Consider the following 25245-nt stretch of genomic DNA (forward strand, 5'->3'; position numbering starts at 1 on the left):
ATTGCCAGCATGAACAGCGCTGCGTATAATTTCAAAACATCATCTGTCATTGCTGTTGTACTGTATGTCTTAATCATGGTTTTAGCGGAAATCATGCCTATGAACAAAAATGCAAGCCAGCATTAAAAAGCCAAAAACCCAAAACATTTATTGTTTTGGGTTTTTTCTTGATCACGGCTTTCTTTTATATGTCCACAGCCGATTGTGATTTGATGTTTCAGGGAACATTTCTCCTGCTGACAGATGGATCTTTTGAGGGTTTTTAACCATGCTCCCCGTCTCGCCGATTTCTACGTAGACACCGTTATTAGGCGCTTTCTGCCCGGGCCGGAATTGATGCTGCTGTCCCACTGTTTTTCCTCCTTTTCCTTTTTGCTGTAGTATGCGCCTAAGCGGCTGTGAATATGTTGCCATCAAAAAAACTGCTGAGTCTGGCTCAGCAGTTTTTTGATGATTCCCCTTTGTATAAAATGGCCTTCAGCAATGCTTTTTGCACATGGAGACGGTTTTCCGCCTGCTGGAATACTGCAGAATTCGGTCCGTCAATAATCTCCGCAGTCACTTCTTCCTCACGGTGCGCAGGGAGGCAATGTAAAAATGTATAGTCAGGCTTGGCATGGCTGACAAGCGCCGTATTCACCTGATAAGGTGCAAAGACAGCGAGACGCTCTTGCTCTTCCGCTTCCTGTCCCATGCTGGTAAACACATCAGAATAAATCACGTCCGCCTCTTTTACAGCTTCAACCGGGTCAGCTGTAAGCGTGATAGAAGCGCCTGATTGAAGTGCAGCTGATTTTGCCGCTTCAACTGCTTCATCTAACACTTCGTACCCCTTTGGCGAAGCGATCAAGATATCACAGCCCATTTTCGCGCAGCCGATCATTAATGAGTGCGCCACGTTATTTCCGTCACCGATGTACGCGACTTTCACGCCTTTAAACTTCCCTTTCATTTCCTTAATCGTCAAAAGATCCGCCAGCGCCTGGCATGGATGGTATTTATCCGTAAGTCCGTTGATGACCGGAATGTCAGCTTCTTTGGCAAGCTCCTCTACCTTTTCATGCTCAAAGGTCCGAATCATGATGGCATCCACATAGCCTGACAGCACTCTAGCCGTATCAGCAACAGTCTCACCGCGTCCCAGCTGCAGATCTTTTTGGCTTAAGAAGAGGGCGCTCCCGCCCAGCTGCGCCATGCCGGCTTCAAATGAAACACGGGTCCGCGTTGATGACTTTTCAAAAATCATCGCCAAGGTTTTGCCTTGAAAAATAGGCTGGATTTTGTTTTGTTTCAGTTCACCGGCCTCTGCGAGCAAGGCGTTTATATCCTGTTCACTAAGATCCTTTAACGTTAATAAATCTTTTCCGTATAAACTGGTTTGCGTCACTGTGTGCATGATGCCACTTCCTTTTTATAGAGATCTTTGAGAGATACAGGCTGCGGATGGCCTGAACCGCTTTGTAAAAACGCCCGCACGGTTTCTTCTTCTGTAAAGACGGTGATGCCGTGCGTCATGGCTTCCAAACGTTCTTTGCGCGCTTCTTCAGAGCCGCACAGATTGATGTGGAGCGTTTTCCCTTCCTGTTCCATCCATGAGGTAAATGTCCCTTCATGAACCGTAAAACCGGCGTTTTCCGCTAACTCCTTCACATCGTCCGGCCCGTTTTGCAAGTAAATGCTTCCTTTTTGATTCCAGGCACGTGTATAGATTTTTTTCAAGGCGCTGTCGGCATCATATGCAACACACATGCCTTCTCCCGTTGATTTCATTTCCGGCCCTAGCTTGACATCCACATCCTGAATCGCATGAGAAGAAAAAACAGGGAACTTCACGGCAACCCCATGATGATTCTGAACTGCCGGGTTTACATCTTTTAAAGATGCCCCCGCCAGCAGACGTGTGGCGAGCGGGATCATCGGAACGCCCATTACTTTGCTGACAACGGGAACCGTGCGACTCGCTCTCGGGTTCACTTCAAGAACGAGAATGTTTCCATTGTCGATCACAAATTGGATGTTCATGATACCTTTAAATGAAAGCTTTCGGGCAATTTTTTGCGCGGCATCTTTTATGCCCTGCTTTAGCCCGCTTGTGATGGACGGTCCGGGAAGGATGGCAAAGCTGTCTCCCGAATGGACACCTGCCCGTTCAATATGCTCGGTATATGTTGGGATAAAGACATCCTCACCGTCGGAAATCAAATCAATTTCGACTTCCTTTCCTGACACATACTGATCAATTAAAATCGGGTACGGCATGCTGTCCTCACCGTTCAACAGCTGAGAAAGCTGGGCTTGCGAGCCAACAATGATCATGCCCATTCCGCCGATGACGTAAGATGGGCGGATTAACACCGGATAGCCGATCTCATCAGCTTTTTCAGCGGCCTCTTCTTTTGTATATGCGATTTCTCCTTTTGCGTGGTTCAATCCAAGCTCATCAAGAAGCTGATAGAATTGATCCCGATCCTCTAACACATCGAGCGTTTCAAACGAGGTGCCGAGAAGGGTAATGCCGGCTTTTTCAAGCGCTTCAGCAGCATTGATCGCGGTTTGGCCGCCGAATTGCACGATTGCAAAATCAATGTTTTCCTGCTCCGCTACGTTTAAAATGTGCTCCGTTGTCATCGGTTCAAAATACAGGCGGTCCGCAATTTCATAATCGGTGCTGACCGTTTCCGGGTTATTGTTGATCATGATGGTTTCGAACCCAAGCTCTTGCAGTGTCAGCACGCCGTGAACAGCACTGTAATCAAATTCAACACCTTGGCCGATCCGAATCGGGCCTGAGCCGATAATCAGCGCGCGTTTTTTCTCTTTGCGGCTGATGTCCCCATCGGTCTCTCCGAAATATGTGGAGTAAAAGTAGTTTGTTTTCGCATCAAACTCAGCCGCGCACGTATCTACAATTTTGAAGGAAGGCGTAATGCCCCTCTCCTTGCGAATCGCGCGCACCTCTTCTTCTGTTTTGCCGATCAGTGAGGCAATCGTTGCGTCTGAAAATCCCTTTTCCTTTGCTTTTTTCAATAATTCAGAGGAGAGATCGCTGCCCGCTTCCATCATGCGGTTTTCCAGTTTGATGATGTTGTCAAAGGTATGCAGGAAAAACGGATCAATTTTTGTTTTCTCATGAATGTCTTCAATCGACACGCTGCGGCTCAATAGCTCCATGACAACGAAAAATCTGCGGTCATCCGGAGTAACTGCCAAATCCCACAGCGCTTCAATTGACAAGCCGCTGAGCTCTGGAAGGTGTGTGCCGATATTTTTCAATTCTAGGGACGCGGCTGCCTTTTGTATTGCCGCTTCTAAATTCCGTTCAATCGCCATCACTTCACCGGTGGCTTTCATTTTTGTGCCAAGCTTGCGGTCTGCGTTTTTGAATTTATCAAACGGCCAGCGCGGAAATTTGACAATGACATAGTCCAGCGCCGGTTCAAAGCTTGCGTAAGTCGAGCCTGTAAGCGGATTTTTCAGCTCGTCAAGAGTATATCCTACGGCCAGTTTTGCAGCCATCTTCGCAATCGGATAACCGGTTGCTTTAGACGCGAGAGCCGATGACCGGCTTACACGCGGATTGACTTCAATGACATAATATTGCTTGCTGAATGGATCAAGCGCGAATTGAATGTTGCAGCCGCCTACAACATCAAGTGCTGAGATGATTGTCAGACTAGCTGTCCGCAGCATCTGATAGTCTTCATCCGTCAATGTTTGTGACGGCGCCACAACGATGGAGTCGCCTGTATGCACACCGACCGGATCGATGTTTTCCATGTTGCACACGGTGATGCATGTGTTATTGCTGTCACGCATGACTTCGTATTCGATTTCTTTAAAGCCGGCAATGCTTTTTTCCACAAGGCATTGATTGATCGGGCTTGCTAATAGCGCCTGCTTGATCATAGCGGTAAAGGCTTCTTTATCAGGAGCAATTCCTCCGCCCTTTCCGCCTAAAGTGTAAGCAGGTCTGATAATGACAGGAAAACCGATGGATTCCGCAAAGCGGAGGGCGTCGGTCTCGTTATCAACAATTTCACTCTCTGGCACGGGCTGATTCAATTCGTTCATTAACGAACGGAATTTTTCCCGGTCTTCACCTTTTTGTATCGTTTCAACGGATGTGCCGAGCAGTTTGACGCCGTGCTCTTTTAAAACACCCGTTTCTTCAAGCTCCACCGCTAAATTCAACGCGGTCTGCCCGCCTAAATTGGCAAGAAGCCCATCAGGCTGTTCTTTCTTAATGATGGCTGTCAGGCTTTCTGCTGTCAGCGGCTCAAAATAAATTTCATCTGCGAAGGCTTCATCGGTCATAATTGTCGCCGGATTGTTGTTGACGAGGATCACCCGATAGCCCTCCTCCTTCAGCGCGATGCACCCTTGAGTGCCCGAATAATCAAATTCTGCCGCCTGCCCGATGATGATCGGGCCTGAGCCGATTACTAATATGCTTGAAATACTGGTGTCTTTAGGCATGCGCGATTTCTCTCCTTGCTGGTATCACATTCTTTAAATAATCATCAAAAATCCATTCGCTTTCCGCCGGCCCGGGATGGGCTTCCGGGTGAAATTGAACACTCATGACAGGCAGTTTTTTATGGGAAAGCCCTTCAACTGACGTATCATTGACATGATGAAACCTGATCGTGAGCTCTTCTTCATTTATGGACTGTTCATCAACCACATAGCTGTGATTTTGGCTTGTCATGAAAACGCGTTTCGTTTCACTGTCGATGACCGGATGATTTGCGCCCCTGTGTCCGAATGGCAGCTTGAATGTATTCCCTCCGAACGCGAGCGCGATCAGCTGATGGCCGAGACAGATGCCGAGAGTCGGATAACGGCTGACGATGCTTTTGATCTTTCCTAAATACGGCTGAATCGCTTTTGGGTCTCCAGGTCCGTTCGATAACACAATGCCGTCCGGCTTTATATCGTAGACAGCTTCCATTTGCTGATACGGCACCACGGTGACCTTGCAGCCTCGTTTGACAAGTGATGACGCGATGGACTTTTTATAGCCGAAATCGATGAGGGCGATATGTTTATTTCCGTCGCCGAATGTGCTAATTTCCTGTGCGGAAACCTGTTCTGCCACGTTCTCTGGCTGAAGGGCAATCTCAGCTGCTTCTTTAGAGGCTGTGACAGTCGCACCCATCGTTCCGTTTGCACGGATTTTTTTCACGACAGCCCTCGTATCAACATGGGTCAACAGCGGAATGTTCCATTTCTGTAAATACTCCTTGAGACTGTATACCGCTTCATGATGAGAAAAATGATCACACGCCTCGTAGACAACCGCGGCTTTCACTTGAGGTTTCTTGCTTTCAAAATCCTTTTCATTAATGCCGTAGTTGCCAATCAACGGATAGGTAAATACGATAATCTGCCCTTTATATGATGGATCTGTCAGCACTTCCTGGTAACCTGTCATTCCTGTAAAAAAAACAGCTTCTCCCGTGCAGTTTTCATGACCGTCCAGCTCGCCGCTGAACGCTGTTCCATCTTCTAACACTAAATAACCTTCCATCTAACAGCCCACCTCTTGATGAATAATTAATTATAAAAATGAATTTTTATACCTTCATGTCGAAAAAAAACTACTGGCTTACAGCGGAATGATGAGCGATTGCCTGTTTCAGCTTGCTGACAGCTTCTGCTATTTCATCCTTTGTCACGGTGAGCGGCGGCAGCAGCCGAATGACGTTCGGGCCGGCCGGCAATACAAGCAAGCCTAATGTCTGCAATTCAGTAATGATGTCAGCAACAGGGCCATCACACTCAATTCCAAGCATTAATCCTTCACCGCGGATTTGTTTTACAAACGGGCTCTTTAGCTCAGCCTTGAGCTGTTCTTTTAAAAACGCCCCTTTGTCAGCAGCCTCTTGCAGAAAGTCAGGCTGGAATACAATTTGCAATGTGGCATTTACAGCAGCCATCGCCAGCATATTTCCTCCGAAAGTCGTTCCGTGAGAACCAGGGGTAAACGCTTCTCCAAGCTGTTTCTTTCCGATGACAGCGCCAACTGGAAATCCGTTTCCCAATCCTTTTGCGACTGTGATGATATCCGGTGAAAGTCCGAAGTGCTCGTATGCGAAGCCCTTTCCCGTCCGTCCGATGCCGGTCTGGATTTCATCAACGATCAGAAGAGCTTGCTTTTCCTTACAAAACGACTGTACGGCTGTTAAAAATTCAGCGCTTGCCGGATTGACTCCGCCTTCTCCCTGCACTGTCTCAAGCATCACCGCGGCAAAGCCGTCTTCCTCCCCAAGAGCCTCAAAAGCGGAAGGTTCGTTGTATGGCAGGTAGTGAAAGCCTTCCAGCATCGGGCCGAAGCCTGTTTTGATTTTTTCCTGTCCGGTCGCAGCCATCCCTGCATACGTGCGGCCATGGAACGACTGTAGGAAAGTGATGATTTTCGTTTTCCCGGTTGCTTTTCGTGCGAGCTTTATCGCGCCTTCATTCGCTTCCGCGCCGCTGTTGCAGAAAAAGACGAGATCCCCCGCACTGTGTGCCGCCAGCTTTTGTGCCGCTTGCTCCTGGAGACTGTTTTGAAACAAGTTGGATACGTGCCATACGCTGTCGAGCTGTTTTTTGACTGCTTCTGTAACCGTTTCATGGCAGTGGCCTAGGTTAGATACCGCAATTCCCTGAATGAAATCGAGGTAGGTTTTGCCGTTTTGATCCTCAACGTACGTTCCCTTTGCTTTTTTGATGTCAATATCCCAGCGTCCGTAGGTTTGAAACAAGCTGCTCATGAAACAGCCTCCTTTGCTTTAACAATTTTTGTACCTTGAAAGGTTTGTTCTGTGAAGAATGATCCTTTACCGTTTACGATCATGACTTCAGACACCTGATCCGATAAAGCTGACAAGGCTGAATTGACCTTCGGAATCATCCCCCCTGTGATCACTTCCTGCTTGATCAGCATTTGAACCTCCTCAGGGGTCAGGACGTCAAGACGCTGCTTTTCTTTCATGATCCCATCCACATCAGTGACAAACATCAGCTTATCAGCTTCAAGCGCTCCGGCGACAGCTGAAGCGGCCAGATCGGCATTCACATTCAGCGTCTTGCAGTCACTTGTCATAGACAGCGGCGCAATAACAGGAATGATGCCCTTTTCCATCAGCGCGGTTACCATGGATGCATCAACCTTTTTGATTTCTCCGACTTCCCCGTATGTTTCCGGATCGAGATAATCCGCCTCCAAAAGACCGCCGTCCTTACCAGAGATGCCTGCAGCACGCAGTCCGTGTTTGGCAAGCTCAGCAACGAAAAACTTATTCACAGAGCCCGATAAAACCATCTCCGCCACTTCGAGCACCGGCTTCGTTGTTTTCCGCTGTCCTCCTGAAAATTCTGTTTTGATATTTAACCGTTTCAGCATATTTGTGATTTCCGGGCCGCCGCCGTGAACGATCGCCAGTTTCCATCCTGACGCCATCAATTCTTTCAGATTATGAAAAAATTCCTCAGATAGCTCACGGATGACACTTCCCCCGCATTTAAAAACGATTGTTTTCTTCATAATGCTCCCCTTTATTACGTGCGATAGCTCGCGTTAATTTTGATATAGTCATAGGTCAGGTCACAGCCCCACGCTCTTCCGTTCCCGTCCCCTTCATCCATCTTGATGACAATGGTGATTTCATCTCCTTCAAGGTATTCCTTGGCGAGAGATTCAGAGAATGGCTGAGGTTCGTTATGCTTAAACAGGCATTGGCCCCCGAGATAAACCTCTACTTCTTCTGCCGTCACTTGAGCTGCGCTGTGCCCAATGGCTCCGATGATGCGCCCCCAGTTGGCATCTGTTCCGTAGACCGCCGTTTTCACTAGACTTGAGCCGACAATCTTTTTGGCAATCACGTTTGCATCAAGATTGTTTTTCGCCCCGTGCACTTGCGCTTCGATTAGTTTCGTCGCGCCTTCTCCGTCTCTGGCAATCTCTTTAGCCAAATCCTCGCAAGTAAGCAAGAGCGCTTTTTTAAAGATCGGCCATTCTGGATGATCTTCCGTCAGGCACTCGTTTTTCGCGCAGCCGTTTGCCATGACCAAGACCATATCGTTCGTGGATGTTTCACCGTCAACTGTGATTTGGTTAAATGAAACGTCGGTGATTTCACGCAGCGCCTTTTGCAGCGCTTTTTCTTCGATTGCTGCATCTGTTGTGACAAAACCCAGCATCGTGGCCATGTTCGGGTGAATCATTCCCGAGCCTTTGGCCGCTCCGCCGATCGTGACTGTTTTGCCGCCGATTGTCAGCTCATAGCACGTCTGCTTGATCACTGTATCGGTTGTTAATATCGCTTCTTCAAAATCTCCTGATCCCGCAGGTGTTTGTGTCAGCAGCTCGATGCCTGCCTGAATTTTATCCATGTCTAAATGTTCGCCGATGACGCCTGTTGATGAAACGGCGACAAGCTCCGGCTCAATGTCAAGCTGCGAAGCAAGGCTCTCACGCATTGTATATGCGTCCTTTATGCCCTGTTCTCCCGTGCAGGCATTGGCAATCGCACTGTTGACGATGACAGCTTTCAATGCTGATCCATGCTTTAAGCTGTCTTGTGTAACTTTGATTGGAGCGGCTTGAAAGTGGCTTTGGGTATAAACCGCTGCACTTACGGCTGGTGTCTCGCTGATAATGACGCCGAGATCTTTTTTCGAGTAGCGCAGCCCGCAATGCACGCCCTTTGCCTGAAAACCTTTTGGCGAGGATACATCACCTGTTACTTTTACAATTTGATCTTCACTTAACTGAATCATGGTTCGATTCTCTCCCGTTCTATGGATATATTGGCGTCATGGTGAGTCCAGTCTCTTCATTCCAGCCATTCATCAAATTAAAGTTTTGCACAGCCTGACCGGCGGCACCCTTCATTAAATTATCGATTACCGAAACGATTGTGACTCTGTTCGTTCTCTCGTCGAGGGTAACGGCGATATCACAGAAATTGCTGCCGCACACTTCCTTCGTTTGCGGATACTGCCCTTTTGGCCTTACTCTCACAAAATATGAATCTTGGTAAAATTCCGAATATAAATCATGCAGGTCATCTGCTGATAGATCAGAGGTTAATTGTGTATACATCGTCGCCATGATGCCTCTTGTCATCGGAACCAAGTGAGCCGAAAATGTAATAGGCCCGAGCCCCGGCTGCCAATCTTGCAGCGCCTGTTCAATTTCCGGCGTATGCTGATGTTCATTGACTTTATAAATTTTAAAATTGTCGTTCAGCTCAGAAAAATGAGTTCCCATGGATGCTTTTCTTCCCGCTCCGGAAACACCGGTCTTCGCGTCAACGATAACGAAAGATTCATTGAGCAGTTTCTTTTGAGCCAATGGGGCGAGGCCAAGTAAAACAGCCGTTGGAAAACAACCCGGATTGGCAATGAGTTTCGCCTGTTGAATTTGTTTTTGATTCAATTCTGCGAGACCGTATACCGCCTCATGAATCACTTCCTTCGGTGCCGCTGTCCGTTTATACCACTTTTCATATTCAGCCGGCTCTTGTATCCTCAGATCACCTGAAAGATCAATAACCGGAATCCCTGCATCTGCCAGCTGCGGAGTCAATTCACTTGATACCCCGGGCGGCGCAGCAAGAAACATGATATCTATTTCGTGTTTGATCGTATTCATATCAATCGGCTTCAGCTTTTGATCCGCTAAGCTGGCAAGATGAGGATAAACCTCGCTATAGACATTCCCTTCTCCGCTGGATGAATAAAGTATACATTCCTCTGCATGAGGGTGATGTGAGAGAATCCTGACAAGTTCGGTGCCTCCATATCCTGTAGCGCCTACAATTCCTATTTTCAAAACAAGTTCACCTTCTTGGTCTTTGTGAAATTATTTAACATTATAACATGAATAAAAATTAATTCAATCGTATATTTAATATTTTTATTCATTTATAAATTTTCTGTTCAATAAAAAATCCGCTCAAAAAAAACTGCACTGATTCATCAGAAAACGTTGATCTGACGCTTTTTTCAGCCACATAAAAAAACAAGCTGACCGCATCAGCCTGTTTTCATCATCATCAATCCGCTCAAAAAATATAGAATAGAGCTTGCATAAAAAATCATTTGTACTGTAAAAAAGTCAGCGAGAAAGCCGCCGAGCATAATGGCTGCTGCTGAAAAAACAGCTGTCCAAAAATGGTAATTCCCAATCTTCTTTCCGCGCTCTCCGCTGTCTGTAAAATTGGCGATCAGCACTTTTTCTCCGTGCTTTTGCATCGCACCAAAGAGCCCTAACAGCACTTGGACGATGTACACTTGAACGACGCTTCCAATATGCGGGACATATAAAAGCAGCACGGCCATTCCCCAAGAGTTTGCAAGCAGAAAATAACGGCTGTCAAACCTTTCAGACAGCCGTCCGAGCAGCGGATAAATGAGCGCTCCGCTCAGCCCGAACAATCCGTAGGAAAAGCCGAACTGCGTGTAGCTTGAGCCGATATTTTTCACAAACAGAATATAAAACGGAAAGATTAAGCTGCTTGCAAAAAATACGCTGCTTTGTGATAATGTCAGCCATTTTAATTTGTTTTTCCCCATTATTTATACCTCTGATAAAAGTAATTCATAAAGCGCTCATCCGGGTCATACGTTCGTTTTTTCTGAAAAAACGCTTCGCTTTTCGGGTATGCCTGTCTCATTTGCGCTTTTGTCTGGTACGTCATATACGGCAAATAATAGCTGCCGCCGTGCTTGATGGCAGCGTCTGTCATGCGCCTGATGATCCGGGCAGTATCTGCCTGGTCTTCTTTTGAAAAGCCCTCGTTTATTAAAAGCACGAGCGAAAACATATCATCCTTCGCATAGGAAAGATCGGCTTTTTCATTTTTTTGCACGTAGCGGATCGTAATGTTCAGCAGATTCAAATCCTCGTCCGACAGTGTTTGTCTCAGGTCGTCAATATAGGACGCATACTCCTTCACCGGCACAAAGTATTCTTGCAGAACATCTGTGTTGTCATTGTTTTCATATTCGAGAAATGTTGATTCAGACCGCATGACGTTATTGCGTGAGATCTTTGTGCCGTTTTGGCTCAGAAAATAGGATTGCTGTGTGTTCCACAGCCAATGTCTTCCCCATTCATATCGCCTGGACAAGCCAAGTGCAAACTTTGTGAGCCCCGTATACTCGTCTTCTTTGAGATCGCTGTATGATGACAGCTGATCCTGATGATCAGCCAATTCATAATTCGTAACATACATGTCTTCCAGAAATCCTTTTTTCGCTGTTGAAATTCGCGCCAGATGCATTCGGACATCCGGATTTCCTTTTACGTGCTTTGTAAAATAGTCTGCGTATGCACTGTAATTCATTGTTTCAGTCTGCATGACATACAGCTCATCATCCGTCAGCTCAAGCGTTACATCAAGAATCACGCCAAAAAGACCGTACCCTCCGATGACTGCCCTGAACAAATCATCTTTTGGAGTGACGGTGACGATTGATCCGTCAGCTTTTAAAAGCCGAAATGATTTGACTGTATCAATCAGCGAGCCGTAGCGGATATCACGTCCGTGGGCATTGGCGCTGAGAGATCCTCCAATTGTAAAAATGTTTTGTGACTGCATGACTTTTACAGCGAGTCCGTATGGATTCACGTATTTCTGGATGTCATTCCATGTCGCGCCGCTTTGCACTCTGATGGTTTTCTTCTCTTGATCGAACGACAGGATTTTGTTGTAGCCTGTCATGTCGAGAACGATGCCGTCCTCATAATATGTATGGCCGCCCATGGAGTGCTGGGCCCCGGCGATTGAAATCTTTATGTTTTTTCGATTAGCCTCTTTGACCGTGTCAATGAGCGTTTCCCCTTCTTGCCCTTTCACTGTCTGCTTAATTTTCACAGGCATCAGGCGGCTGACATCCGTCATCTCGCTTGTGTCTGTTTTTTGATCTGAGTGTACAGAGTACGCAAACAGGGCCGCATACGCGCCTATACAAAGCGCGAATGCAAGCAATTTCTTTTTCATGGCGCTCTCCCTGCTGTTTTTTTATGACCATTATACCATGTCTGCGCCCTCATTTTTCCAGATTATCTTCTTGCCCGTTTTTCGGCACGGCGGTCGGCGACGATAAAGCAGGCGTGAATCGCGCCCGGCAGCCAAAAGATGCAGGTCAATATGAGATTCAGCAATGCCTGAAACGGTTTTCCCGAAAACAAAACAGCAAGAGGCGGGCATAGGACAGCAAGCAGGTACATCATTTTACCTCACTCCTTTCAGTTGTAAAAAAGGACAGCCTCACAGTAAGGCTGTCCTCTTTTGTTTTGTTTTATTGAATGCCAAGCGCGATTTTCGCGTATCTGGACATTTTGTCTCTTGTCCAAGGCGGATTCCACACAATGTGAACCTCCGTCTCTTTCACTTCCGGAATGTCCGCTAATGCTTTTTTCACTTCATCAACGATAATCGGCGCTAAAGGGCAGCCCATTGATGTCAATGTCATCGTAACGTGCGTTAAGCCGTCTTCATCCATATCAACATCATATACCAAACCAAGATTCACGATATCAACGCCCAGCTCAGGATCAACAACCTGTTCCAGAGCGCCCATGATGTTTTCTTTTAATGCTTCTTCCACGTTCCCTCACTCCTTTTTTCTACAGTATAACGTAAATCCAGCCCTTCTTCACACCATTGTGCTTTATAAGTGCGTATCAAACCATTCAATCGTTTTTAACACAGCTGTCCGCGGGACTTTATGGTCAGCGTGTTCATCTCCGATAAATTGGAGGCGTTCCGGCTGTTCGCTGTAACAGGATTTGATCGTGTCATAAAATTTCCGGGTCGGCGCGTAAGGCACGACTTTATCTTTTGCGCCGTGCCAAAATAATAGCGGGCGCTGGCGCAGTTTTTCCGGCTGAAGGCTGAGATCCCGCAATTCGAGACGCTTCATCAACTCCTCTACCTTTTCTTCCGGCACGTCAATATCAATGCCCTGAGATTGAATATGGTCAATCTGCTGCTGAAACAGTTCTACGTAATTCGGGCTTCCCATCAGGCTGACGCCGGTTTTTATCCAATCATAAGCAGTCAACGCGCCAAGTGTTGTGATGCCGCCCATTGATGTGCCTGCGAGGCCGATGCGGCCGCTGTCTATCAGGCCCTCTTTTTCAAAATGGGTTTTGAGTACGCCGATCTCTTCAATCTCGTTGAGGACGATGTCCCAAAAATGGCCGGCCAGCTCTTCAACAGCCATTTCTTCTCCCCGTTCACCATGGTGCAGAGCCTCCGGCAGAACGGCTCTAAAGCCCTTCTCCGCAAGCAGATAAGCAATATGAAGGTTATGTTCCTTCGCGCTTGTAAAACCATGTATAAAGATGACAAGAGGAACAGCGCGGTGCCTGTTCTCTTCCTTTACAATATGTAAAAACGGAATACCGGAAACGGTTTGATTTTCAATTTGAATCACAATGTGCCCCTCCTTAGGATAACCATAATCATAAGTGTAACATGTAGACAATAAAGATGGTAAAAAGCTACACTGTAAGTAAGGCAAAACAAGCAAATTCTAAGGTTAAAGGAGCTTTTCATGGAGACAAAACCCTATTTAATCGCTTTAGATTTAGATGGAACCTTATTAAAGGATGACAAAACCATATCAGAAAACACTCTTCGGACGATACAGCGCCTAAAAGATGACGGGCATTATGTCTGCATCTCAACGGGCCGGCCGTACCGCTCGAGTTCCATGTATTACCAGCAGATGAAACTGACAACGCCGATTGTCAATTTTAACGGAGCGTTTGTCCATCATCCGCAGGACGACAGCTGGGGACGGTATCACACCTCGCTGCCGCTTGATGTTGTCAAACAGCTAGTGGAGATCAGCGAGAGTTATAACGTACATAATGTGCTTGCTGAAGTCATTGACGACGTGTACTTTCATTACCATGATGAGCACCTGATTGATGCCTTTAACATGAACACAACGAATGTGACGGTCGGAGACTTGCGGGAAACTCTCGGTGAGGATGTTACATCCGTGCTCATTCACGCAAAAGAAGAAGATGTACCGGCCATACGCTCCTATTTATCGGATGTGCATGCCGAGGTGATCGATCATAGAAGATGGGCCGCACCGTGGCATGTCATTGAAATTATTAAAAGCGGCATGAATAAAGCGGTCGGCCTGCAGAAAATCAGCGATTATTACGGTGTGCCGAGGGAGCGGATCATTGCTTTCGGAGATGAGGATAACGATTTGGAAATGCTTGAATTCGCAGGCTGCGGCGTTGCGATGGGAAATGGAATCGACGAGGTCAAGCAGATTGCCAACCGGACAACGGCTACAAATGAAGAGGACGGCGTGGCAAGATTTTTAAAAGAATATTTCTCACTTTAAAGACCACCCGTATTAATTTTTCCCACTCATAATCGTTACTTCGCCCCACCATACTATTGAAGACGACTCATCTCGTCAAAGTATGGAAGGGGGCAGTCTCAAAATGGGTAAACGAAGCAAATCCAGAAGGTTTATTCAGCAGGGTAAAGACTCCATCGGGCTACACGCCGCAAGATTTCCATATCGGTCTACATTAGAAGAAGCTCACCAGCATGCCGCGGCACGAGACTCGGCCGAAAGACAGGTTGAATATTAAATGAGAAACGAACTGTTTCAGCAGGCAAAATCATTTGTTCAACAGGCTGTTATGGTGACAAACGGCTTTGAGGAAGGCGATCAGGAGCAAGCGATTCTGAGAGCCAAAAATGCCGTATCTTCTGCGTATGCCAACTCGACAGATGCGGAACGTCGCCAGCTCCATCAATTTCAGGATCAGCTGGACAAACTGCAATAAAAAAAGGCTATGGCGATTCGCCATAGCCTCTTATTTGACTTCAAATTGCTGAACAGCCTGAATCTGCTTGAGATTTTCCGCTCTGCCCTTAAATGTTACCTTTACCTCGTAAGTTCCCGGCTCAGGGACTTCCTTCCACACATCAGAGAAATCATATGTTTCTCCAGGTTCCAATGTCAGGTTTTGAAAAGCCTGCGTAAACATTTTGTCTTTCGAATAACGGTATCTTTCTTTGTTGTCAGAATCATACACGACAAGTTCAAATTTTTGTCCTGTGCTGAATTGAAACTCGACAGCACGTTCGCTTTGGTTCTTCAGCGACATGTTAAACTTGATTTGTTCAGGCTCCTGAATTGCGTCAACAGATAAAACAACCTCTTGATTCTCCATTCCGCCTGATACCTCCTTATCGGGTTCTGTCTGCTCATCTTTCCCGCAGCCTATCAAAAGCAGCACGGGAAGGAGCATCACAAGCAGCCGTTTCACGACTTCCACCTGCTTTCGTCAGTCTTTTCTAAAGAAACCAAAAATCCCGGTCGTTTGAACAATGTTCGTAAATGCTTTCGGATCAACTTCTTTGACGATCTTCTCTAAATCGTACAATTCGTACCTTGTGATGACGATAATCATCATTTCTTTCTGTTCGTTCGTAAAGGCTCCTTTGGCCGGAACAGTTGTGATGCCGCGCACCATTTTCCCGTAAATGGCTTCTTTGATTTCGTCCGCTTTTTTCGTCACGATCATTGCCGTGAGCTTCATATGGCGGGTGTGAATGGCGTCGATCACCCTCGTTGTCACATACAGTGTAACCAGGGTATATAATGCTTTCTCCCAACCTTGCAATAATCCTGCCGTCAAAATGATAATCCCGTTCAGAATGAAGAAATACGTGCCGACGGGTTTATCCTTCCACTTTGCAAGCACCATGGCGACGATATCGAGACCGCCTGTTGAAGCGCCGTATTTTAATGTTAAGCCGATACCGACCGCGGAAATGACGCCGCCGAACACTGCGTTCAGCAAAATGTCATGTGACAGGCTTGTTTCCGGCAGGATCCCCATAAACAGAGTAGTGAGTGCGACACTTAAAATGCTGTACACCGTAAACGATTTGCCGACCTTCAGCCACCCTAAAATACCGACCGGAATGTTTAAGAGGAACAAGAGCGTTCCCGTCGATATGTAAAAGGGGGCATATTGAACAATGACGCTTGATAAAAGCTGGGCGACACCCGTAAATCCGCTGGCATATACATCTGCCGGTATCAAAAATAAGTTCAGCCCGGCCGCATTGAGTAAAGCGCCGATGATGACGATGAGTAATTTTTTTGTTTGATCTAGTACCATGGCATGTTCCTCCGCTCTTTCTTCTTATTATGTTTTCCCTTAAAACAAATATTTGAACACGATTTTGGCAAATTAATATGATATAGTTGGCTTAACTCTTATGATAACGAGCGATAACGGAAAGAAGGGAAGCAATATGACAGTTCATCTCATCGCTGACAGCGCCGCTGATTTGCCTCGTTCTTATTTTGAAGAAAACGGCATTGGCTTTATTCCGCTCAGAGTCTCTCTCAGCGATAAAGAATTCGAAGATGCAGTCACGATTGATGCGGATCAAATATTTGAAGCGATGCAAAATGGAGAAACGCCTAAGACGTCCCAAGCCTCACCGCAAACGATTAAAAATGTGTTTTTGCAATATGCCGAAACAGGTGATCCCGCTCTTTACATTGCCTTTTCCTCAGGCCTCTCCGGCACGTATCAGACAGCTGTGATGATGGCCAATGAAGTGAAGGAGGAATTCCCCGATTTCGATTTACGGGTCATTGATTCCAAATGTGCTTCATTAGGATACGGCCTGGCTGTCCGGCATGCTGCCGATCTCTGTATCAACGGGAATACAATACAAGAAATTGAAACGTCTGTAAAGAACTTTTGCGAACAGCTTGAGCACATTTTTACCGTTGATGACCTCACATATCTTGCAAGAGGCGGCCGCATCTCCAAAACATCCGCTTTTGTCGGCGGCCTGCTGAATATTAAGCCGCTGCTTCAGATGGAGGACGGCAAGCTTGTGCCTCTGGAAAAAATTCGCGGACAGAAAAAACTTTTCAAACGGATCATCGAACTGATGAAAGAACGCGGTGGTGATTGGGGCAATCAAACCGTGGGGATCAGCTACGCTGCGAACGAAGAAAAAGCCATTGACATGAAAAATTTGATTGAAGATACGTTCAAGCCGAAAGAGATCATCATGCATTCAATCGGTTCTACAATCGGCTCACACGCCGGTCCCGGCACATTGGCGATTTTCTTTTTGAAAAAGTGAGCAAACAAAAACCTCCAGATATTTGATATATGCTGGAGGTTTTATATTAATTTTTTATTTACATAAATGATGACTCCAGCTCCATATGCCAAAATCATTGGCGGAATCAACTGATCTTGTCCCTGAAATGAAATAAAACCGTTTAAAAGAATAAATATCCCTGAATTCAGAAAAAAGTATCCCGCAATACTAGCCAGGCGGTCTTTGTCACGTATCCGAGACTCACGGAAACCGGACAATATCCATGTTTGCTTTTTTATTCCTGCCATATAAGCAATCCAAAAGAAAAGCATCGCAATCAAGATCAATAAAAAATCGATGCGAATTTCCACGAACTCTCCCCCTGTCTTTTAACTGACAAAACACTCTGTCTCCCCTAATGATACGTAACAAAATTTTATTTGTGAAGTTCTTATATAAAAAATAGAAGGCCTGTGCGGCCTTCTATTTTTTCTCGTATGTCCATCCGTCTTCCTGATACACTTTTCCGTTTTTCATCAAATGGCCGAGCGCGCGTTTAAAGGCGGCTTTGCTCATATTAAAACGTTCTCTGATATCGTCAGGCTGGCTTTTGTCGCCATACGGCATAGCGCCGTTTCTTGTTCTCATATACGTCAGAATGTACTCGGCATCTACAGACAATGCATCCTGTTTTCTCGGAAGCAGCGACATGTTGACTGAACCGTCTTCTTTTACTTGAATCACCCGTCCCGTGATTCTTGAGCCGAGTCTTGGCTCCTCTTTTCTTTCTGACGGATGGATAAAACCGCGGATACCGTCGTCTGTGATGATGAATGAACCCGTTGCGATTAATCTGTAAACCGTACCTGTCAGCTCTTTATTCATCAGATCTTCTGAAGCGTCGGTAAACAGTTCGCTGATGATATCTTCAGGCGCTGGTTTCGCAAACATGCGCCCCCGGTTCGTCACTTTCAGCATACAGTAGAGCTTATCCCCTTTTTGCGGCCAGACATCCTCGTATGGCGGCAAATGCTCAGTTGCAACAAGCGCATCCTTAGATAAGCCGACATCAACGAAAACGCCCATATCTTCCACTTTATCCACCACTTCGACCCAGCCGTACTCATCAGCGCTGATGACCGGAATTTTCATCGTGGCCGCAAGTCTTTCCTGCTGGTCCACGTATATAAAGACCTCTACCTCATCTCGGTCTTCAATATCCTCAGTTATTTCACTGTTATGTAAGAGAATCGTATCTTCTCCGTCGGTTAAAAAGTAACCGAAGTCAGTTTGGTGATCTATACTCAAGGTTAATTGCTGCCCTGGTCTCATGCTATCGTCCTTCCTGTTCCGCTTATTTTTCTGCGGATTCTGTTAACATTTTTTCCAATCATCACAAATTGATTCTTTGTTCTGTTGGAAGTTTCTCTTTATTCTACTATAATCAACACATAAGTTAAATGTTATGGAGGTTTTCATATGGCAAAAGAAAGTTCATTTGATATTGTATCAAAGGTGGAATTGCCCGAAGTGCAAAATGCGATTCAAATCGCACTGAAAGAAATCAGCACACGCTATGACTTTAAAGGAAGCAAAAGCGACATTTCTTTAGATAAAGAGGAGCTTGTCCTCGTTTCTGATGACGAATTTAAATTAAGCCAGCTGAAAGATGTACTGGTCAGTAAATTAATTAAACGAAACGTGCCGACAAAAAACATTGATTACGGCAAGGTTGAAAGCGCGTCAGGCGGAACAGTGCGCCAGCGTGCAAAACTTGTTCAAGGCATTGACAAGGACAACGCCAAAAAAATCAATACCATCATCAAAAACTCCGGACTGAAAATAAAGTCTCAAGTGCAGGATGATCAAGTGCGCGTCACCGGAAAAAACAAGGATGACCTGCAGCAGATTATCACAGCAGTGCGGGGCGCGGATCTGCCAATTGACGTTCAATTTATAAATTTCAGATAAATTTTCTGAATCCTATTGATTATTGTCTTTATTTTCGGTAAATTTGGAGAAAGGGAAAATGCCAGGCATCTTTAGGGCACTTCCTGAACACGAAAATTTTATATCCGTTCTTATCAAGAGAAGCAGAGGGACTGGCCCGACGAAGCTTCAGCAACCGGTGTAATGGCGATCAGCCATGACCAAGGTGCTAAATCCAGCAAGCTCAAACAGCTTGGAAGATAAGAAGAGACAAAATCACTGACAAAGTCTTCTTCTTAAGAGGACTTTTTTTATTTCTCTTTTTTCCTTGCTGAATGTGAATAAAGGAGGCAAACAATGGGACTTTTAGAAGATTTGCAAAAACAGGTGTTAATTGGCGACGGCGCCATGGGGACGCTCCTCTACTCCTATGGCATTGACAGGTGCTTTGAGGAGCTCAACATTTCAAAGCCGGAGGAAATTCAGCGCATACATAAAGCGTACGTTGAGGCTGGAGCCAACATCATTCAAACAAATACGTACGGGGCCAATTATATTAAATTATCCAGACACGGGCTTGAGGATGACATCAAAAAAATGAATCAGGAGGCGGTAAAAATCGCGCGGGCTTCAGCAGGCGATGCGTACGTGCTGGGGACGATGGGCGGCATCCGTACCTTTAATAAAAACGCGTACAGCCTTGACGAAATCAAACGCAGCTTTCGCGAGCAGCTGTACCTGCTGCTGCATGAAGAGCCAGATGGCTTGCTGTTAGAAACGTATTATGATTTGGAAGAAGCACGTGAAGTGCTAAAAATCGCGCGCAAAGAGACTGGCCTTCCGATTATGCTGAATGTCTCCATGCATGAGCAAGGCGTACTGCAGGACGGAACACCGCTTTCTGAAGCATTGCGATCGATCGCGGATCTCGGAGCTGATATCGTCGGCATTAACTGCCGGCTCGGTCCTTATCACATGATTGAAGCGCTTAGCGAAGTGCCGATTTTTGATGACGTGTTCTTATCAGTTTATCCGAACAGCAGTCTTCCCTCGCTTGAAGAAGGCCGGCTCGTCTATGAAACAGACGACACGTATTTTCAAAACAGCGCGTCAGAATTCCGCAAGCAAGGCGCGCGGATTATCGGCGGTTGCTGCGGCACCACGCCGAATCACATCCAGGCGATGGCAGAAGCGGTTGGCGGGCTTGCTCCGATTACGGAAAAAGAAGTCAAAACCCGGGCGAAGGAATTCATTTCTGTTCAGCATGAGCGGACAGAACCCGGCCTGAATGAGATCGCAGCGGAAAAACGCTCCATTATCGTAGAGCTGGACCCGCCGAAAAAATTGAGTTTCGACAAATTTCTGTCTGCTGCTGCTGAATTAAAAGAAGCGGGAATCGACGCCCTGACCCTCGCTGACAATTCCCTGGCTACTCCGCGGATCAGCAATGTTGCCTGCGGCGCCCTTGTGAAGCAACAGCTCGATATGCGCTCTCTTGTCCATATTACATGCCGTGACCGAAATATTATCGGCTTGCAGTCACATTTAATGGGTCTGGATACGTTAGGGCTGAATGACGTGCTGGCCATTACGGGCGATCCTTCTAAAATCGGGGATTTTCCGGGTGCGACGTCTGTGTATGATTTAACATCCTTTGATTTAATCAGGCTGATCAAACAATTCAACGAAGGACTGTCCCTGTCTGGAAAACCGCTTGGCAAGAAAACGAATTTCTCAGTCGCCGCCGCATTTAATCCTAACGTCCGCCATCTGGATAAAGCGGTAAAACGGCTGGAGAAAAAAATAGATTGCGGCGCCGATTATTTTGTTTCACAGCCTGTCTATTCCGAGCAGCAGCTTGTCGATATCCATAACGAAACAAAGCATCTGAAGACACCGATCTATATCGGCATTATGCCACTCACAAGCAGCCGAAATGCGGAATTCATCCACAATGAAATTCCGGGCATTAAGCTATCTGACTCTATTCGCGAAAAAATGGCCCTCGCCGGCGAGGATAAAGAGAAACAAAAAGCGGAAGGCCTTGCGATTGCACGCTCCCTGTTGGATACGGCATGTGAACTGTTTAACGGCATCTACTTGATTACGCCTTTTCTCAGATCTGACTTAACCGCCGAGCTCACTTCGTACATTCAGCAAAAAGATGAGCAGCGCCAAAATATCTATTTGCATTAATACCTTGAAGACTGCCTGAGCCAATCGGGCGGTCTTTTTCAACGTAATTCGTGTTACGATAAAGAAAATCAGTTTATGAGGAGGATCATCATGCTCGAAGTTAAAACCATTTCTGCGGAAGATACATACGACATCAGGCACCGCATCCTACGTCCCCATCAATCCATCGAACAATGCAAATATGAACAGGATCATGCGGAAGGCGCCTTTCATCTCGGTGTGTTTTATGAAGGAACCCTGATCAGCATCGCTTCTTTTTCCCCTCAAAATCAGCCATTATTAACGGAATCCCCTGCATATCGGCTGAGAGGCATGGCGACGCTTGAAGGATATCGTGATCAAAAAGCCGGAAGCACGCTGATCAAATATGCGGAACAAAAACTGGCAGACAGAGGCGTACAGGCGGTCTGGTGCAATGCAAGACAACATGTCAAAGGCTACTACGCAAAGCTTGGCTGGGAGGAACTTGGCGAACCGTTTGAGATTCCCGGCATTGGCACTCATATTGTCATGTACAAAACATTCGGAACAAGCAGGTGACCCGTATGAAGGTAATGGATGAGCTGATTGAGCTTCATGAAGAACATACCTCCGGACTATTGCGGCTTTGCAGGCAAGCCGGGTGGCCGGATTATGGCGAACAAGAGCTGGCACTGCTTGTCCAACAAGGGCGTTTTTTCGGTTATCAAAATGTCCGGGGAGACATTATTTCCTGCATCGGCTTGTTTTTGTTTGGCCGTCTTGCCTCTATCGGACTCGTCATCGTAGACAAGGAATACAAACGGCTCGGTCTCGGGCGGCGGATGGTAAACGCGTGTATCAGTAAAACGGATGAAAGCACCGCCATCAGGCTTTGCGCCACAAAAGAAGGTTTGCCGCTTTATGAGAAAGCGGGTTTTCATACAGCGGGTTCAGTCCGAAAGTACAGCTGTCACAGTTTTCAACCGATTGAAAAGCAAGATCATCTTGATGCTAAACTGACAGCCTTTAGAAAACAAGACTTTCAAGAATTAGCCACGGCCGATCTGGCAGCCTTTGGCGGAGATCGATCAAATCTTCTGCAGCAGCTTATTTCCACTTCAGAGGAATGCGTCATCGCCAGAAACAATGAGGGACAGCTGATTGGCTACGGCCTATCTGTACAGACACCTGCCAATTTGAAATTCGGCCCCATCATTGCCCCATCATCAGACGTGGCTGCACAATTCATCAACAGGCTGGCCGCCGGCAAACAAGGTCCGATGCGCATCGATATACCGGGTGAACACACATCTTTACATGACAGGCTGATAGAAATGGGGTTTCAAGCGGACGAAGAGCCACCGCTTATGCTTTACCAGATAAAGATGCTTCCTGACCAAAATGGACACTTATATGCGTTGATTTCGCAGGCACTCGGTTAACCCTCCTTTTTCCCGAACAGGTATTTTCTGTTCGGTTTTTTGCTGTCTGAACGTTGAATAAACGAAGCCAGCAGGGACATTCTAAGCAGAAGAAAAGGAGTGTGCTCTGAGATGGAATCATCAAAACAAAATAACGGAATGACGATTGTTGCAATCGGTTCAATCCCTTTAATATTAACACTTGGAAACTCGATGCTTATTCCGATTTTGCCAAAAATGAAATCTGAACTTCATTTATCACAATTTCAAGTCAGTCTCGTGATCACAGTATTTTCCTTGATTGCGGCGTTTGCCATTCCGATTGTCGGTTATCTCGCTGACAGATTCTCAAGGAAAATCATCATTATCCCTTGCTTATTTTTGTATGGTGCCGGCGGCTTATTAGCCGGGTTTGCGGCAGGTTTTTTTGACAATGCATACCCTTGGGTCATGGCAGGACGGGCGCTTCAGGGAATCGGGGCAGCCGGGACAGGCCCGATTGCCATGGCACTGACGGGAGATCTGTTTAAAGGCGCCCAGGAAAGCAAGGTGCTCGGTCTCGTTGAAGCTTCAAACGGCATGGGGAAAGTGCTTTCGCCGATCATCGGCTCGCTTATCGCCCTTCTTGTCTGGTATGGCGCGTTTTTTGCCTTCCCGGTATTTTGTATCATTTCGATCGTGCTGACTTGGATTTTTATTAAAGAAAAGAAAAAGGAAAAAGAACCGCCCCCAATCGGAAAATATGCGAAAGGGCTGTTAAGTGTTTTTAAACATGAAGGCAGATGGCTGTTTACCGCTTATTTAGCCGGGGCGACCTGCCTGTTTACTTTATTCGGCATCCTGTTTTATCTATCAGATGTCTTGGAAAAAACATACGATACCGACGGCGTCAAAAAAGGCTTGATTTTGGCGATCCCGCTTTTGGTCATGTGTGTGACGTCTTATACAACCGGGAGCAAAATCGGCCAAAAGCAATCGTTAATGAAAAAGCTGATCGTACTCGGATTGGCGTTCATGACCGTGTCTTACGCGGCACTGTCATTCATTGAGAACCTTGTCCTTTTTATCAGTGTTCTCGTGCTGAGCAGTATCGGTTCAGGCCTTGTTCTTCCTTGTGTGAACAGCTTTATAACCGGAGCTGTCGGGAAAGAAAGACGTGGATTTGTGACTTCGCTCTACGGATCGGTTCGTTTCTTAGGGGTTGCCATCGGGCCTCCGATTTTCGGCCGCCTGATGGAATGGTCCAGACCCGGCATGTTTTTGAGCATTGCGGGATTGACGCTTGTTGTCGGCATTCTCGTGATTTTGCTGATCCATGTGAATCAAAACAAAGAAGAAACAAAAGAAAAAGAAGATCCTAAAATGGCTGGCAATCGGCTTCAGCCAGCTGAGGAAAGGTAGCATCCAATTTGAAAATCGAACGGGTTGAGACTTTTCCGCTTTTGCATCGATTAGAAGAGCCGTACGGCGACGCAAACGGGTTTAAACAATATCGAACTTGCTATCTCATCAGAATTGTAACAGAAAGCGGGATTGACGGCTGGGGAGAATGCGTTGATTGGCTCCCGGCTTTGCATATCGGTTTTACCAAACGGATCATTCCCTATCTTTTAGGAAAACAGGCCAGCAGCCGCCTGCCATTAGTGAGCACGATTCAAAAATGGCATCAGCGGGCGGCCTCCGCCGTGAGCATGGCGCTGACAGAAATTGCGGCCAAAGCTTTTGATTGCTCGGTTTGCGAACTATGGGGCGGGTGGTACAGAGAAGAGATCCCTGTATATGCCTCATTCCAATCGTATTCAGACCAGCCGCAATGGATCAGCCGTTCGGTTTCCAACGTTGAAGCCCAGGTAAAAAAGGGCTTTAAGCAAATCAAAGTCAAAATCGGCGGGACTTCATTCGAGGAAGATGTCCGGCACATCAGTGCGCTACAGCATACGGCCGGCAGCTCCATTACGTTGATTCTGGACGCAAACCAAAGCTACGATGCAGCAACAGCTATGAGTTGGGAACGCTATTTCTCAGCATGGACGAATATCGGCTGGTTCGAGGAGCCTTTGCCCTTTGATCAGCCGCAGGATTACGCTTTGCTGCGCAGCCGTTTATCTGTTCCTGTTGCCGGTGGAGAAAATATGAAAAGCGCGGCGAAATTTGCCCCCCTCCTCTCACAGCGCTGCTTGGATATCATTCAGCCCGATGTTATGCATGTCAACGGGATCGATGAGTTTCGGGACTGCCTCCAGCTCGCGCGTTATTTCGGCGTCAGAGCGTCCGCCCATGCATATGACGGATCACTTTCACGGCTCTATGCTTTATTTTCGCAAGCCTGTCTGCCTCCATGGTCCAAAATGGAAAAAGATCAAATTGAACCGATTGAGTGGGACGTCATGGAGAATCCTTTTACAGATCTCGTCAGCCTTCAGCCTTCAAAAGGAATGGTCCACATTCCGAAAGGAAAAGGCATTGGAACAGAGATCAATATGGAGATCATTCATCGATACAAGTGGGATGGTTCAGCATATTAAGCTGGGCCATTTCTATATTTGCAGACATAAATGATGGACAGCCTCATAAAATGAAAACAGCGGACAAGTCTTTTCATAAAGGAGCAAATGACT

The 25245-nt window shown here is 46.5% G+C and carries 27 protein-coding genes, 1 pseudogene and 1 riboswitch; of the genes and pseudogenes, 11 read left to right on the forward strand and 17 right to left on the reverse strand.

Annotated elements, in window-relative coordinates:
* Positions 1-126: DUF2929 family protein (locus tag RAC86_RS02490; RefSeq protein WP_377885370.1), on the forward strand; the 126-nt coding region annotated here is incomplete at its 5' end.
* Positions 127-171: 45 nt separating this feature from the next.
* Here RAC86_RS02490 and RAC86_RS02495 read toward each other — a convergent pair.
* From RAC86_RS02495 to RAC86_RS02555, 13 genes are all read right to left on the reverse strand, one after another.
* A complete protein-coding gene (locus RAC86_RS02495; RefSeq protein ID WP_003224549.1) occupies positions 172-351 on the reverse strand; it encodes a YjzC family protein in 180 nt (59 codons plus the stop codon).
* A gap of 85 nt (positions 352-436) precedes the next feature.
* On the reverse strand, positions 437-1396 hold the full coding sequence (gene argF, locus RAC86_RS02500; RefSeq protein WP_072566087.1) for an ornithine carbamoyltransferase: 960 nt from the start codon (positions 1394-1396) through the stop codon (positions 437-439).
* Positions 1384-4476 carry a carbamoyl-phosphate synthase (glutamine-hydrolyzing) large subunit gene (locus tag RAC86_RS02505; RefSeq protein WP_072566086.1) on the reverse strand — a complete coding sequence of 1031 codons (3093 nt, stop codon included), beginning with the start codon at positions 4474-4476 and terminating at the stop codon, positions 1384-1386. Before RAC86_RS02505 ends, argF begins: the two co-directional genes overlap by 13 nt.
* Positions 4469-5530 carry a carbamoyl phosphate synthase small subunit gene (locus tag RAC86_RS02510; protein WP_072566085.1) on the reverse strand — a complete coding sequence of 354 codons (1062 nt, stop codon included), beginning with the start codon at positions 5528-5530 and terminating at the stop codon, positions 4469-4471. The genes RAC86_RS02505 and RAC86_RS02510 overlap by 8 nt, the downstream gene beginning before the upstream one ends.
* Before the next feature lie 70 nt (positions 5531-5600).
* Positions 5601-6758 (reverse strand): acetylornithine transaminase, encoded by a 1158-nt coding sequence (locus RAC86_RS02515; protein WP_072566084.1) that lies wholly within the window; start codon positions 6756-6758, stop codon positions 5601-5603.
* Positions 6755-7531 (reverse strand): acetylglutamate kinase, encoded by a 777-nt coding sequence (argB, locus tag RAC86_RS02520; protein ID WP_072566083.1) that lies wholly within the window; start codon positions 7529-7531, stop codon positions 6755-6757. The genes RAC86_RS02515 and argB overlap by 4 nt, the downstream gene beginning before the upstream one ends.
* Positions 7532-7545: 14 nt before the next feature.
* A complete protein-coding gene (argJ, locus tag RAC86_RS02525; RefSeq protein ID WP_061188349.1) occupies positions 7546-8766 on the reverse strand; it encodes a bifunctional ornithine acetyltransferase/N-acetylglutamate synthase in 1221 nt (406 codons plus the stop codon).
* A 19-nt stretch (positions 8767-8785) separates the two neighbouring features.
* Entirely contained in the window at positions 8786-9823 is a 1038-nt protein-coding gene (argC, locus tag RAC86_RS02530) for an N-acetyl-gamma-glutamyl-phosphate reductase (RefSeq protein WP_072566082.1), read from the reverse strand.
* A gap of 203 nt (positions 9824-10026) precedes the next feature.
* Positions 10027-10566, reverse strand: a complete 540-nt coding sequence (locus RAC86_RS02535) for an MFS transporter (RefSeq protein WP_061188348.1) — start codon at positions 10564-10566, stop codon at positions 10027-10029.
* Positions 10566-11996 carry an FAD-binding oxidoreductase gene (locus tag RAC86_RS02540; RefSeq protein WP_072566081.1) on the reverse strand — a complete coding sequence of 477 codons (1431 nt, stop codon included), beginning with the start codon at positions 11994-11996 and terminating at the stop codon, positions 10566-10568. Before RAC86_RS02540 ends, RAC86_RS02535 begins: the two co-directional genes overlap by 1 nt.
* Positions 11997-12058: 62 nt before the next feature.
* The gene (locus RAC86_RS02545; protein ID WP_003232996.1) at positions 12059-12229 is read right to left on the reverse strand and encodes a YqaE/Pmp3 family membrane protein; all 171 of its coding nucleotides are present in this window, start codon (positions 12227-12229) and stop codon (positions 12059-12061) included.
* Positions 12230-12297: 68 nt separating this feature from the next.
* On the reverse strand, positions 12298-12606 hold the full coding sequence (locus RAC86_RS02550; RefSeq protein WP_003224525.1) for a metal-sulfur cluster assembly factor: 309 nt from the start codon (positions 12604-12606) through the stop codon (positions 12298-12300).
* Between the two features lie 63 nt (positions 12607-12669).
* Positions 12670-13437: a prolyl oligopeptidase family serine peptidase gene (locus tag RAC86_RS02555; protein WP_072566080.1), complete on the reverse strand. Its 768-nt coding sequence runs from the start codon at positions 13435-13437 to the stop codon at positions 12670-12672.
* A gap of 120 nt (positions 13438-13557) precedes the next feature.
* Here RAC86_RS02555 and yitU point away from each other — a divergent pair, with 120 nt between their 5' ends.
* The 3 genes from yitU to RAC86_RS02570 all read left to right on the forward strand — a co-directional run bounded on the left by yitU (position 13558) and on the right by RAC86_RS02570 (position 14824).
* On the forward strand, positions 13558-14370 hold the full coding sequence (yitU, locus tag RAC86_RS02560) for a 5-amino-6-(5-phospho-D-ribitylamino)uracil phosphatase YitU (protein ID WP_061188346.1): 813 nt from the start codon (positions 13558-13560) through the stop codon (positions 14368-14370).
* Positions 14371-14473: 103 nt separating this feature from the next.
* Positions 14474-14626, forward strand: a complete 153-nt coding sequence (locus RAC86_RS02565; protein ID WP_003239346.1) for a hypothetical protein — start codon at positions 14474-14476, stop codon at positions 14624-14626.
* The gene (locus tag RAC86_RS02570) at positions 14627-14824 is read left to right on the forward strand and encodes a DUF3813 domain-containing protein (RefSeq protein WP_003239348.1); all 198 of its coding nucleotides are present in this window, start codon (positions 14627-14629) and stop codon (positions 14822-14824) included.
* A gap of 30 nt (positions 14825-14854) precedes the next feature.
* On the opposite strand, the gene RAC86_RS02575 is transcribed toward RAC86_RS02570, so the two are convergent.
* Together RAC86_RS02575 and RAC86_RS02580 are read right to left on the reverse strand one after the other, a co-directional pair.
* On the reverse strand, positions 14855-15310 hold the full coding sequence (locus RAC86_RS02575; RefSeq protein WP_061188345.1) for a BsuPI-related putative proteinase inhibitor: 456 nt from the start codon (positions 15308-15310) through the stop codon (positions 14855-14857).
* 18 nt (positions 15311-15328) lie between these two features.
* Positions 15329-16171 (reverse strand): YitT family protein, encoded by an 843-nt coding sequence (locus tag RAC86_RS02580; RefSeq protein WP_041520917.1) that lies wholly within the window; start codon positions 16169-16171, stop codon positions 15329-15331.
* Between the two features lie 136 nt (positions 16172-16307).
* Here RAC86_RS02580 and RAC86_RS02585 point away from each other — a divergent pair, with 136 nt between their 5' ends.
* Positions 16308-17159, forward strand: a complete 852-nt coding sequence (locus RAC86_RS02585; protein ID WP_014113341.1) for a DegV family protein — start codon at positions 16308-16310, stop codon at positions 17157-17159.
* 41 nt (positions 17160-17200) lie between these two features.
* Here the strand turns inward: RAC86_RS02585 and RAC86_RS02590 are convergent, their stop codons facing one another.
* Positions 17201-17491, reverse strand: a complete 291-nt coding sequence (locus RAC86_RS02590) for a DUF3784 domain-containing protein (RefSeq protein ID WP_014113340.1) — start codon at positions 17489-17491, stop codon at positions 17201-17203.
* 112 nt (positions 17492-17603) lie between these two features.
* A pseudogene (locus RAC86_RS02595) lies at positions 17604-18501 on the reverse strand (CvfB family protein).
* Between the two features lie 98 nt (positions 18502-18599).
* Here RAC86_RS02595 and RAC86_RS02600 point away from each other — a divergent pair.
* The 6 genes from RAC86_RS02600 to RAC86_RS02625 all read left to right on the forward strand — a co-directional run bounded on the left by RAC86_RS02600 (position 18600) and on the right by RAC86_RS02625 (position 25152).
* Positions 18600-19091 carry a YajQ family cyclic di-GMP-binding protein gene (locus RAC86_RS02600; protein ID WP_014113338.1) on the forward strand — a complete coding sequence of 164 codons (492 nt, stop codon included), beginning with the start codon at positions 18600-18602 and terminating at the stop codon, positions 19089-19091.
* Positions 19092-19198: 107 nt separating this feature from the next.
* Positions 19199-19316: riboswitch (SAM riboswitch) on the forward strand.
* 90 nt (positions 19317-19406) lie between these two features.
* Positions 19407-21245 (forward strand): bifunctional homocysteine S-methyltransferase/methylenetetrahydrofolate reductase, encoded by a 1839-nt coding sequence (locus RAC86_RS02605; protein WP_041520916.1) that lies wholly within the window; start codon positions 19407-19409, stop codon positions 21243-21245.
* A gap of 90 nt (positions 21246-21335) precedes the next feature.
* Positions 21336-21785 carry a GNAT family N-acetyltransferase gene (locus RAC86_RS02610; protein WP_014113337.1) on the forward strand — a complete coding sequence of 150 codons (450 nt, stop codon included), beginning with the start codon at positions 21336-21338 and terminating at the stop codon, positions 21783-21785.
* A 5-nt stretch (positions 21786-21790) separates the two neighbouring features.
* Positions 21791-22648: a GNAT family N-acetyltransferase gene (locus tag RAC86_RS02615; RefSeq protein WP_014113336.1), complete on the forward strand. Its 858-nt coding sequence runs from the start codon at positions 21791-21793 to the stop codon at positions 22646-22648.
* 111 nt (positions 22649-22759) lie between these two features.
* Entirely contained in the window at positions 22760-24028 is a 1269-nt protein-coding gene (locus tag RAC86_RS02620; protein ID WP_014113335.1) for an MFS transporter, read from the forward strand.
* An 8-nt stretch (positions 24029-24036) separates the two neighbouring features.
* Positions 24037-25152 (forward strand): mandelate racemase/muconate lactonizing enzyme family protein, encoded by a 1116-nt coding sequence (locus RAC86_RS02625; protein ID WP_072566077.1) that lies wholly within the window; start codon positions 24037-24039, stop codon positions 25150-25152.
* Positions 25153-25245: the final 93 nt, after the last annotated feature.

This window comes from Bacillus sp. LR_5 (genome assembly GCF_042709275.1).

Excerpts from the sequence above, each read along its gene's own strand:
- argF (WP_072566087.1), bottom strand. The coding sequence starts at position 1,396 with ATGCACACAGTGACGCAAACCAGTTTATACGGAAAAGATTTATTAACG.
- RAC86_RS02505 (WP_072566086.1), bottom strand. The coding sequence starts at position 4,476 with ATGCCTAAAGACACCAGTATTTCAAGCATATTAGTAATCGGCTCAGGC.
- RAC86_RS02510 (WP_072566085.1), bottom strand. The coding sequence starts at position 5,530 with ATGGAAGGTTATTTAGTGTTAGAAGATGGAACAGCGTTCAGCGGCGAG.
- RAC86_RS02515 (WP_072566084.1), bottom strand. The coding sequence starts at position 6,758 with ATGAGCAGCTTGTTTCAAACCTACGGACGCTGGGATATTGACATCAAA.
- argB (WP_072566083.1), bottom strand. The coding sequence starts at position 7,531 with ATGAAGAAAACAATCGTTTTTAAATGCGGGGGAAGTGTCATCCGTGAG.
- argJ (WP_061188349.1), bottom strand. The coding sequence starts at position 8,766 with ATGATTCAGTTAAGTGAAGATCAAATTGTAAAAGTAACAGGTGATGTA.
- RAC86_RS02535 (WP_061188348.1), bottom strand. The coding sequence starts at position 10,566 with ATGGGGAAAAACAAATTAAAATGGCTGACATTATCACAAAGCAGCGTA.
- RAC86_RS02540 (WP_072566081.1), bottom strand. The coding sequence starts at position 11,996 with ATGAAAAAGAAATTGCTTGCATTCGCGCTTTGTATAGGCGCGTATGCG.
- RAC86_RS02545 (WP_003232996.1), bottom strand. The coding sequence starts at position 12,229 with ATGATGTACCTGCTTGCTGTCCTATGCCCGCCTCTTGCTGTTTTGTTT.
- yitU (WP_061188346.1), top strand. The coding sequence starts at position 13,558 with ATGGAGACAAAACCCTATTTAATCGCTTTAGATTTAGATGGAACCTTA.
- RAC86_RS02565 (WP_003239346.1), top strand. The coding sequence starts at position 14,474 with ATGGGTAAACGAAGCAAATCCAGAAGGTTTATTCAGCAGGGTAAAGAC.
- RAC86_RS02570 (WP_003239348.1), top strand. The coding sequence starts at position 14,627 with ATGAGAAACGAACTGTTTCAGCAGGCAAAATCATTTGTTCAACAGGCT.
- RAC86_RS02580 (WP_041520917.1), bottom strand. The coding sequence starts at position 16,171 with ATGGTACTAGATCAAACAAAAAAATTACTCATCGTCATCATCGGCGCT.
- RAC86_RS02585 (WP_014113341.1), top strand. The coding sequence starts at position 16,308 with ATGACAGTTCATCTCATCGCTGACAGCGCCGCTGATTTGCCTCGTTCT.
- RAC86_RS02600 (WP_014113338.1), top strand. The coding sequence starts at position 18,600 with ATGGCAAAAGAAAGTTCATTTGATATTGTATCAAAGGTGGAATTGCCC.
- RAC86_RS02605 (WP_041520916.1), top strand. The coding sequence starts at position 19,407 with ATGGGACTTTTAGAAGATTTGCAAAAACAGGTGTTAATTGGCGACGGC.
- RAC86_RS02610 (WP_014113337.1), top strand. The coding sequence starts at position 21,336 with ATGCTCGAAGTTAAAACCATTTCTGCGGAAGATACATACGACATCAGG.
- RAC86_RS02615 (WP_014113336.1), top strand. The coding sequence starts at position 21,791 with ATGAAGGTAATGGATGAGCTGATTGAGCTTCATGAAGAACATACCTCC.
- RAC86_RS02620 (WP_014113335.1), top strand. The coding sequence starts at position 22,760 with ATGGAATCATCAAAACAAAATAACGGAATGACGATTGTTGCAATCGGT.